Origin of the sequence: Erythrobacter sp., assembly GCF_038133525.1 — a bacterium.
Taxonomy (GTDB): Bacteria; Pseudomonadota; Alphaproteobacteria; order Sphingomonadales; family Sphingomonadaceae; genus Qipengyuania.
The window spans coordinates 92,014-99,862 of record NZ_JAYPTL010000001.1 but is presented as its reverse complement, the minus strand read 5'-3'; the positions used below and the strand labels follow the sequence as shown (position 1 = coordinate 99,862).

Below are 7,849 nucleotides of genomic sequence, written 5' to 3'. Positions count from 1 at the left end.
CGTCGATCAGATAGGCCCGCTCGGGCAGCGCCTTGTAGGATTGCACCGCCAGCGACGCGACCAGCGCGGGATCGTCCGCCTGGGGCACCACCTGTGCCTTGCCCAGGATCTTGAGCCGGCGGCGATTGGGATAGTCCATCAGGAACAGCGAGACGCGCGGTTCGGCCTGCAGGTTAGCTGTGCTGATGTGCTGGCGATTGCCGCGATAGTCGGCAAAGCCCAACCGGTTGCCGGGCAGCACACGCAGGAAGCCCTGCGGACCGCCGCGATGCTGCATATAGGGCCAGCCTTCGGAGGTGACGCTGGCCATGTAGAAACTGTCGCGCGCACCGATGAAGGCGGCTTCGCTGTCGGTGATCTGGTCGGGAGTGCCGTCGGCGCCCGCTTCCATCCGTGCATAGGTGGCACGCGAACCATCCGCCTCCTGCAGCGCGCGGGCCGCATCGGTAAACAGAGTATGGATGTAGTTCTGGGCCATGAAATGGTCGCTCCACCACGTGCTCGATGGTGTTTATTTAGGCCCTTGCCACCTTTGCGATAATACGCTCTCTTGTGACAACATCATTCCTACATATGGAATAATCGATGGACCGACTGCGGACGTTGGAACTGTTCGTTGCCGTGGCAGACCGCGGCAGCTTCACCGCGGCAGCCCGGGCCAAGCGAGCATCGCCACAGGCCGTGACCCGCGCGGTGGCAGAGCTGGAGGCACGACTGGGCGTCATGCTGTTCCACCGGTCGACCCGCGCGGTCTCGCTGACCAACGAAGGCGCCGGTTTCGTCGAACAGGCCCGCCGCATCATCACCGATCTAGCTGATGCCGAACGGCAGATCGCCGGCACTCGGGTGGAGCCAAGCGGGCAACTCTACATAACCGCGCCGATGATGTTCGGGCAGATGCATGTCGCACCGGTCGTGGCCGAGCTGATCGATCGCTACCCCTTGCTCGACGTGCGCCTGTTGCTGTTCGATCGCAACGTGCGGCTGGTGGAAGAGGGGATCGATGTGGCGGTGCGGATCGGTGCCCTGGCCGATTCCTCATTGCTGGCGATCAGGATCGGGGCGGTGCGACCGGTCATCGTCGCCAGCCCGGGCTACCTCGCCCGGTTCGGCGTGCCCACCAGCCCCTCCGACCTGGCGCAACATCGCCTGATCTTCTCGTCCGGACCGCGATCCGCAGGGGAATGGCGGTTCGACGGCCGCCCGGCACCCGCACCGCAGCAGAGCCTGACGGTCAACACCATCGCATCAGCGATCGTCGCCGCCGAAGCCGGTGTGGGCCTGGCCAATTTCCTGCACTACCAGGCCGAGGATGCGATGCAGGCCGGGCGCCTGATCGAAGTCCTCAAGCCGACCGAACCCGAAAGCATGCCCATCCATCTGCTATTCGCCAGTGGCCGCAGCAATTCACCGGCAACCCGCGCCTTCGTCGATGCGATGAAGCAACGCTCGCACCATTGCAGCTGGGGCCGATAACGCACCCAGATCCTGGTGGGCAGGTCATGGTTGCTTCGCCAACGCATTACAGGGTCTTGCACAGGGCCGACGATTGGGCCGACAGTGCCGCTGAGAGGAATCACCGATGTACATACTCTATGGGGCGCTCGCTTCGCCCTATTCGATGAAGATGCGCGCGCTCATGCGTTATCGCCGCATAGCCTACGAATGGGTCAGCGGCCCCGCCACGCGCGAGGCGCTGGGCAAGGTCAAGGCGCCGGTGATCCCCGTGCTGCGCTTTCCCGATGGGCGCCACGCCAATGATTCCACACCGCTTATCCACGAACTCGAACGCGCGCATGCCGACCGCAGCGTGATCCCTGCGGACCCGGCGATGAGCTTCCTCGCTCATTTGCTGGAGGATTTCGCCGACGAATGGGTGACCAAGGCCATGTTCGGCTATCGCTGGCTGGAGGACGTCGACCAGATCCAGATGAGCCGCTGGCTTGCCTTCGACAATCTGCACGGCGGTGGCCTCGAAACCTCGCAAGCCGCGGGCGAGGCATTCCGCGCGCGACAGGTCGGCCGGATGGCACTGGTCGGCTGCACGCACGAGAACTTCCCCCTGATCGAAACCTCGACCCGCACCCTGCTAGACATCCTCGAGGCGCATGTGGTCGAAAGCTTCTTCCTGTTCGGGACGCGCCCCAGCCTCGCCGAATTCGGCCTGTTCGGCCAGCTGTCGCAACTTGCCACCGATCCGTCACCGCAGGCGATGATGCGTGCGGACTATCCTTATACCTATCGCTGGCTCAGCCATCTCGACGACCTGTCCGGTCTCGCCGGGACCTGGGCGGCGGAACCTTCGGCAGCCGCCATCGCGCTCGCATGGCTGTCGGGAGAGATCTACGCGCCGTTCCTCGCCGCCAATGCCGCGGCGCTCGAAGCGGGCGAGGACGGTTTCACTTTCCGCGCGCTCGGCCACGACTATTCGCAAGGCACCTTCAAGTATCAGGCGAAATGTCTCGTCGAGCTGCGCCGCCGCTACGCCGCGCTAGGCCCGGAAGACCGCACGCGGGTAGATGGCTGGATCGGGGAAGGCTGGACCGGCCTGCTGGCCGAGTCCGTCTAGCACCTCACCCGAATTCGAGACCCTCGAACTTCCCCGAGCTGCGCCACGCCGCCATGTGCGCCCAATAGGCCAGCGCGCCGCGCGGATCGCCGACGAAGACACGCTCACGGTCGCCCCAGCCGGCACCCTCGTTGTTGTAGTATCCGGGGGTGCATTCGGTGCTGCCCAGCGCGCGCGCCGGGCCAGTGCCGAGGAAATCGAGCCAGGCTTGTTCCGCCTCCTCGGTCGGCTCCACGGTGTCGAGACCCTGAGCTTCCATATGCGCCACGATCGCGGCGATAGTGTCGGCATGGTCGACAATATTGTGCGGCACGTTGGCGATGAAGTTGGCCGCCTGCGCGGGCTGCACCATGAAGGCGTTGGGGAAGCCATGCATCTGGTTGCCGTGAAGCGTGCGCATTCCGTCGCCCCAATGCCCAGACAGCGTCAGCCCGCCCTTGCCGACCACGTCGAAGCCTGAACGCGAGACATAATCGGTCCCCACTTCGAAGCCCGAAGCGTAGACGATGCAGTCGACCTCATATTCGACGCCGTTGGCAACGACGCCCTTCTCGGTAATCCGTTCGACCCCCTGCCCGCCCGTGTCGACCAGCCGCGTGCCGGGTTCGTTGAAGGCCTGCAGATATTCGTCGTGGAAGCACGGGCGCTTGCACAGCTGGCGGTACCAGGCCTTGAGGTTCTCGCCCGTGTCGGGATCCTCGACCACTTCCTCGGCGCGGCGGCGGATCTGCTCCATCTTGGCGAAGTCGGCATCCTCGAAAGCGGCCATCATTCTCTCGGGCGTCCATTCAGACGGTGGCACTTCGCGCAAATTCGCGCGCATCCGCTTGGCAAGGTCGGTCCAGCCATCGTTGACCAGATCCTCGCTGGGGAAGCCGACGCCAAGGTTTGCGGCGAAATTGTCCTGCCATTTGCGCTGCCAGCCCTCGCCCGCGACCTCGGCAAACCACTCATTGTCGATCGGCGCATTGGCGCGCACATCGACCGATGACGGGGTGCGTTGGAACACCAGCAGTTCCTTCGCGCCCTTGGCCAGGTGCGGCACGCATTGCACCGCGGTTGCCCCGGTGCCGATGATCGCGACGCGCTTGTCGCCCAGTCTGTCGAGCGGGGCGCCTTCGGGATTGCCGCCGGTATAGGCGTAGTCCCAACGGCTGGTGTGGAAGCTCTTGCCCTGGAATTTCTCGATACCCGGCAGGCCGGGCAGCTTCGCCACATGCAGCGGGCCGGTGCCCATGCCGATATACTTGGCGGTGAAGGCATCGCCGCGATTGGTCCGCACGGTCCACAGCCTGTCCGCCTCGTTCCATTCGAGGCCGGTTACCTCGGTATGGAACAGTGCCTTGTCATAGAGACCGAAATGATGGCCGATACGCGAACAGTGATCGCGGATTTCGGGAGCATGCGCGTATTTCTCGCTCGGCATGTGCCCGGTTTCCTCGAGCAACGGCATGTAGATCATGCTTGCCGTGTCGCATTGCGCGCCGGGATAGCGGTTCCAGTACCAGGTCCCGCCGAAGTCGCCGCCCTTCTCGATGATGCGCACATCGTCGATCCCGGCGGCCTTGAGCCGCGCACCCACGACCAGGCCGGCGAACCCGCCGCCGATAAAGGCGAAGGTCACATGGTCGGTCAGCGGCGCACGTTCGACAAACGGGGTGTAGGGATCGGTCGCGAGATCGGCGAATTCGGTTTCGAGCCGGATATATTGCGCCGAACCGTCCTTGCGCAGCCGCTTGTCGCGCTCCTCGGCATATTTCCGCTTCAGCGCTTCCTTGTCGAAAGCCAGTTCCGATACCGCTGTGGCCATCCACCCTCTCCCCGGTCGAGTCAGTCCGTTATTGCAACTGGTTCATCATGACCCCAGAGTGCGGCAACGACAAGTACAAGAGTCGCGCGCAGAGGGAGAGCGGCCATGGCCACGATAGTCGACCGTCCGGTCACCCCGATCGACCTGAGCGACAACGCGCTCTACACTGAGAACCGCTGGCATGCGCCCTTTGCCGAGCTGCGCCGGACCGCACCGCTCAGCTATCGGGCAGAAAGCCCCTTCGGTCCCTTTTGGTCGGCGGTCACCTACGACCTCATCCAGCAGATCGAGCTCGACCACGAGACTTGGTCGTCCTCGTGGGAACGCGGCAACATCACCATCGCCGACAACGTCAATGATCACGATTTTCCCAATTTCATCGCGCAGGATCCGCCGATCCACACCGCGCAGCGCAGGGTGATCGCTCCCGCCTTCTCTCCCAGCCAGATGAGCCAGCGCGAAGTGCAGGTGCGCGAACGCTGCGCCATGCTGCTCGATGCCCTGCCGCAGGGCGAGACCTTCGACTGGGTTGAACAGGTATCGATCCCGATGACCATCGGCATGCTGCTGATCCTGTTCGACATGCCCTATGACGAATGGCGCGACGTAAAGCGCTGGTCCGACTGGGCCAGCGGGGTTTCGGCCGACAATCTCAATGAAGAGTACTTCGCCGAATTCCTCACCCAAATGGGCCAGATGCTGGCGCGCTTCGACCGCGAGCTGGAGGATCGCCGCGGCAAGCCGCCGAGCGATGACCTGCTGAGCCGCATGGTCCATTCCGAAGCGATGGGAAACATGGATCCGATGGAGCGCATCGCCAATATCGCGCTGCTGATCGTCGGCGGCAACGATACCACGCGCAATTCGATGAGCGGACTGGTCGAAGCGTTCGACAAGTTCTCCGACCAGCTCGACCTGCTCCACTCCGATCCCTCGCTGATCCCCAACGCCGCGCAGGAGATCATCCGCTGGCAATCCCCGGTCACCCACATGCGCCGCACCGCCACGCGGGACACAGAGCTAGCCGGCCAGGCGATCCGCGAGGGCGAGAAGATGATCATGTGGTACATCTCGGCCAATCGCGACGAGAGCGTGTTTCCCGATGCCGATCGCTTCGACGTGGCGCGCGCCAATGCCCGCCGCCACCTGGCCTTCGGCCACGGCATCCACCGCTGCGTCGGCGCCCGATTGGCGGAAATCCAGATCGCCACGGTGATCGAGGAAATCGTCGCCCGCAACTGGCGCATCGTCCCTCAGGGCGAACCGGTTCGCCTGGCCAGCCCATTCCTGCACGGCTTCACCGAAATGCCGGTGCGGATCGAGGTGCGGGGGTAATCGGAAAGAATGGATGCCCCGTGAGGATTCGAACCTCAATTGACGGAGTCAGAGTCCGTAGTCTTACCATTAGACGACGGGGCATCAGCGTCTCGCAGGTGGCGCAGAATCGCGGGCTCACCCAGGAGAGGCCGCGCATCTAGTTTCGTGCAGGGGCAAGGTCAAGCCCGTGCGCGCGCGGCGATTCGCCTGTACCCTTGCCCAGTCCTCGCTTCGCCGCTAGCATCAGCGCCAAGTCCCCGCGACGGTGGTTGGCGCGGGAGGAATAGAGAAAGCTCCTGAAATGGCGGATCAATCTCCGCCGGACGTTACGAAGGGGCCTGGGAACCGAAGGGGCGGCAAGTCCGGCAAGGTAGCCGATTTCCGCTACAAGCGCCCCTCCAGGCCCGAAGCAAAGCAGGGCGGTCAACGCGGGGCGCGGCGCGAGCCAGGCCCTGCGGGCACATCACAGCCCGGCTCGAACGGTCCGGATATCCAGCATCGTCGACAGGCCTATGCCGCGCTCGATCTCGGCACCAATAACTGCCGCCTGCTGATCGCACGCCCCTCGGGCGAGGATTTCACGGTCATCGACGCCTTCAGCCGCGTCGTGCGCCTGGGTGAGGGGCTGGCCGCCAGTGGGCGCCTGTCGGACGAGGCGATGGACCGTACCGTCGCCGCGCTGCAGGTCTGCGCCGAGAAGCTGCGTCGCCGCAACGTCCGGCTGGCGCGTTCGGTCGCGACCGAGGCCTGCCGACGCGCCGCCAATGGCAGCAAGTTCATCGATCGCGTGCAACGCGAAACCGGGATCATGCTGAATATCATTTCGGCGCAGGAGGAAGCGCGGTTGGCGGTTCTGGGCTGCCACGTGCTGCTCGAAGACGGCAAGGGGCCGGCGATCATCTTCGACATCGGCGGCGGTTCGACCGAACTGGTGCTGGTCGAACCGGGCGAAGGCGCCATACCGCGGATCATCGACTGGCTGAGCGTGCCCTGGGGCGTGGTCTCGCTGACCGACACGGTCGAGGGCACCGACGAAACAGAAGAAAGCCGCCGCGCGCGCTACATGGCGATGCGTGACACCGTTTCGCGCAGCTTCGCCACCTTCGCCAAGCGGATCGCCGATCATGCCGCATCGCCGGAACCGATCCGCCTGCTGGGTACCAGCGGCACGGTGACCACGCTTGCCAGCCTGCATCTCGAACTGCCCCAGTACGATCGACGCGCGGTCGACGGCTTGATCGTACCGTCGCAATCGATGCGCGACATATCCGCGCGGCTGTCCCGAATGAGCGCGCCCGACCGGCGGCGGCTGCCCTGCATCGGCGATGATCGGGCGAATTTGGTTATTGCCGGATGCGCCATCCTCGAATCGATCCTCGACATCTGGCCCGCCGATCAGCTGGGCGTTGCCGATCGCGGGATTCGCGAGGGCATATTGCGCAGCCTGATGGCTGCCGATGCCGAGGGTGAGCGTGGGCGCGCCGCACTTCAGCGCATGCGCGAGCAGGACGTCTGATGAGCCGTTCTGGCAAGGATCGCGAAACGCGGGTCAAGACCGCGAAGAAGCGCACGGCGAGTTCGACCCGCTGGCTCCAGCGGCAGCTCAACGACCCCTATGTCAAGCAGGCCAAGGCCGAAGGTTATCGCAGCCGCGCGGCCTACAAGCTGATCGAACTCGACGAGAAATTCGATCTGCTCAAAGGCGTGACCCGCGTGGTCGACCTTGGCATCGCGCCGGGCGGGTGGAGCCAGGTGGTGCGCAAGCTCAAGCCCAAGGCCCATGTGGTGGGGATCGACCTGCTCGAAGTCGAACCGATCGAGGGCGTCACCATCTTCCAGATGGACTTCATGGACGACGATGCGCCGCGCGTGCTGGAAGAAGCGCTGGGCGGCAAGGCCGAACTGGTTATGAGCGACATGGCAGCCAACACCGTCGGTCATAAGCAGACCGATCACTTACGCACCATGGGACTGGTTGAAGCTGGGGCCTGGTTCGCGATCGAGAATCTGGCGCCGGGTGGGACTTTCCTCGCCAAGGTGCTGGCCGGGGGAACCGACAGCGACCTGCTGGCGCTGCTCAAGAAGCATTTTCGCACGGTCAAGCATGCCAAGCCACCCGCCAGCCGCAAGGGATCGAGCGAGTGGTACGTCAT

7 protein-coding genes and 1 tRNA gene are annotated in these 7,849 nt (G+C 64.4%); 5 read left to right on the top strand and 3 right to left on the bottom strand.

Going from position 1 to position 7,849, the window contains the following annotated elements; translation table 11 throughout:
* Positions 1 to 478: pyridoxamine 5'-phosphate oxidase family protein (locus AAFM29_RS00565; RefSeq protein WP_341710869.1), on the bottom strand; the 478-nt coding region annotated here is incomplete at its 3' end.
* A gap of 107 nt (positions 479 to 585) precedes the next feature.
* Here AAFM29_RS00565 and AAFM29_RS00560 point away from each other — a divergent pair.
* Both AAFM29_RS00560 and AAFM29_RS00555 read left to right on the top strand, forming a co-directional pair.
* A complete protein-coding gene (locus AAFM29_RS00560; protein WP_341710868.1) occupies positions 586 to 1,476 on the top strand; it encodes a LysR family transcriptional regulator in 891 nt (296 codons plus the stop codon).
* Between the two features lie 106 nt (positions 1,477 to 1,582).
* Positions 1,583 to 2,569, top strand: a complete 987-nt coding sequence (locus AAFM29_RS00555; protein ID WP_341710867.1) for a glutathione S-transferase — start codon at positions 1,583 to 1,585, stop codon at positions 2,567 to 2,569.
* A gap of 4 nt (positions 2,570 to 2,573) precedes the next feature.
* Here the strand turns inward: AAFM29_RS00555 and AAFM29_RS00550 are convergent, their stop codons facing one another.
* On the bottom strand, positions 2,574 to 4,379 hold the full coding sequence (locus AAFM29_RS00550; protein ID WP_341710866.1) for an NAD(P)/FAD-dependent oxidoreductase: 1,806 nt from the start codon (positions 4,377 to 4,379) through the stop codon (positions 2,574 to 2,576).
* Between the two features lie 105 nt (positions 4,380 to 4,484).
* Here AAFM29_RS00550 and AAFM29_RS00545 point away from each other — a divergent pair, with 105 nt between their 5' ends.
* Positions 4,485 to 5,714 carry a cytochrome P450 gene (locus AAFM29_RS00545; protein WP_341710865.1) on the top strand — a complete coding sequence of 410 codons (1,230 nt, stop codon included), beginning with the start codon at positions 4,485 to 4,487 and terminating at the stop codon, positions 5,712 to 5,714.
* 10 nt (positions 5,715 to 5,724) lie between these two features.
* On the opposite strand, the gene AAFM29_RS00540 is transcribed toward AAFM29_RS00545, so the two are convergent.
* Positions 5,725 to 5,798, bottom strand: a tRNA-Gln gene (locus AAFM29_RS00540).
* 199 nt (positions 5,799 to 5,997) lie between these two features.
* On the opposite strand from AAFM29_RS00540, the gene AAFM29_RS00535 reads away from it, so the two are divergent.
* Positions 5,998 to 7,212 carry a Ppx/GppA phosphatase family protein gene (locus AAFM29_RS00535; RefSeq protein WP_341710864.1) on the top strand — a complete coding sequence of 405 codons (1,215 nt, stop codon included), beginning with the start codon at positions 5,998 to 6,000 and terminating at the stop codon, positions 7,210 to 7,212.
* On the top strand, positions 7,212 to 7,849 hold a 638-nt coding region (locus AAFM29_RS00530; protein ID WP_341710863.1), incomplete at its 3' end, for an RlmE family RNA methyltransferase. The genes AAFM29_RS00535 and AAFM29_RS00530, both read left to right, overlap by 1 nt.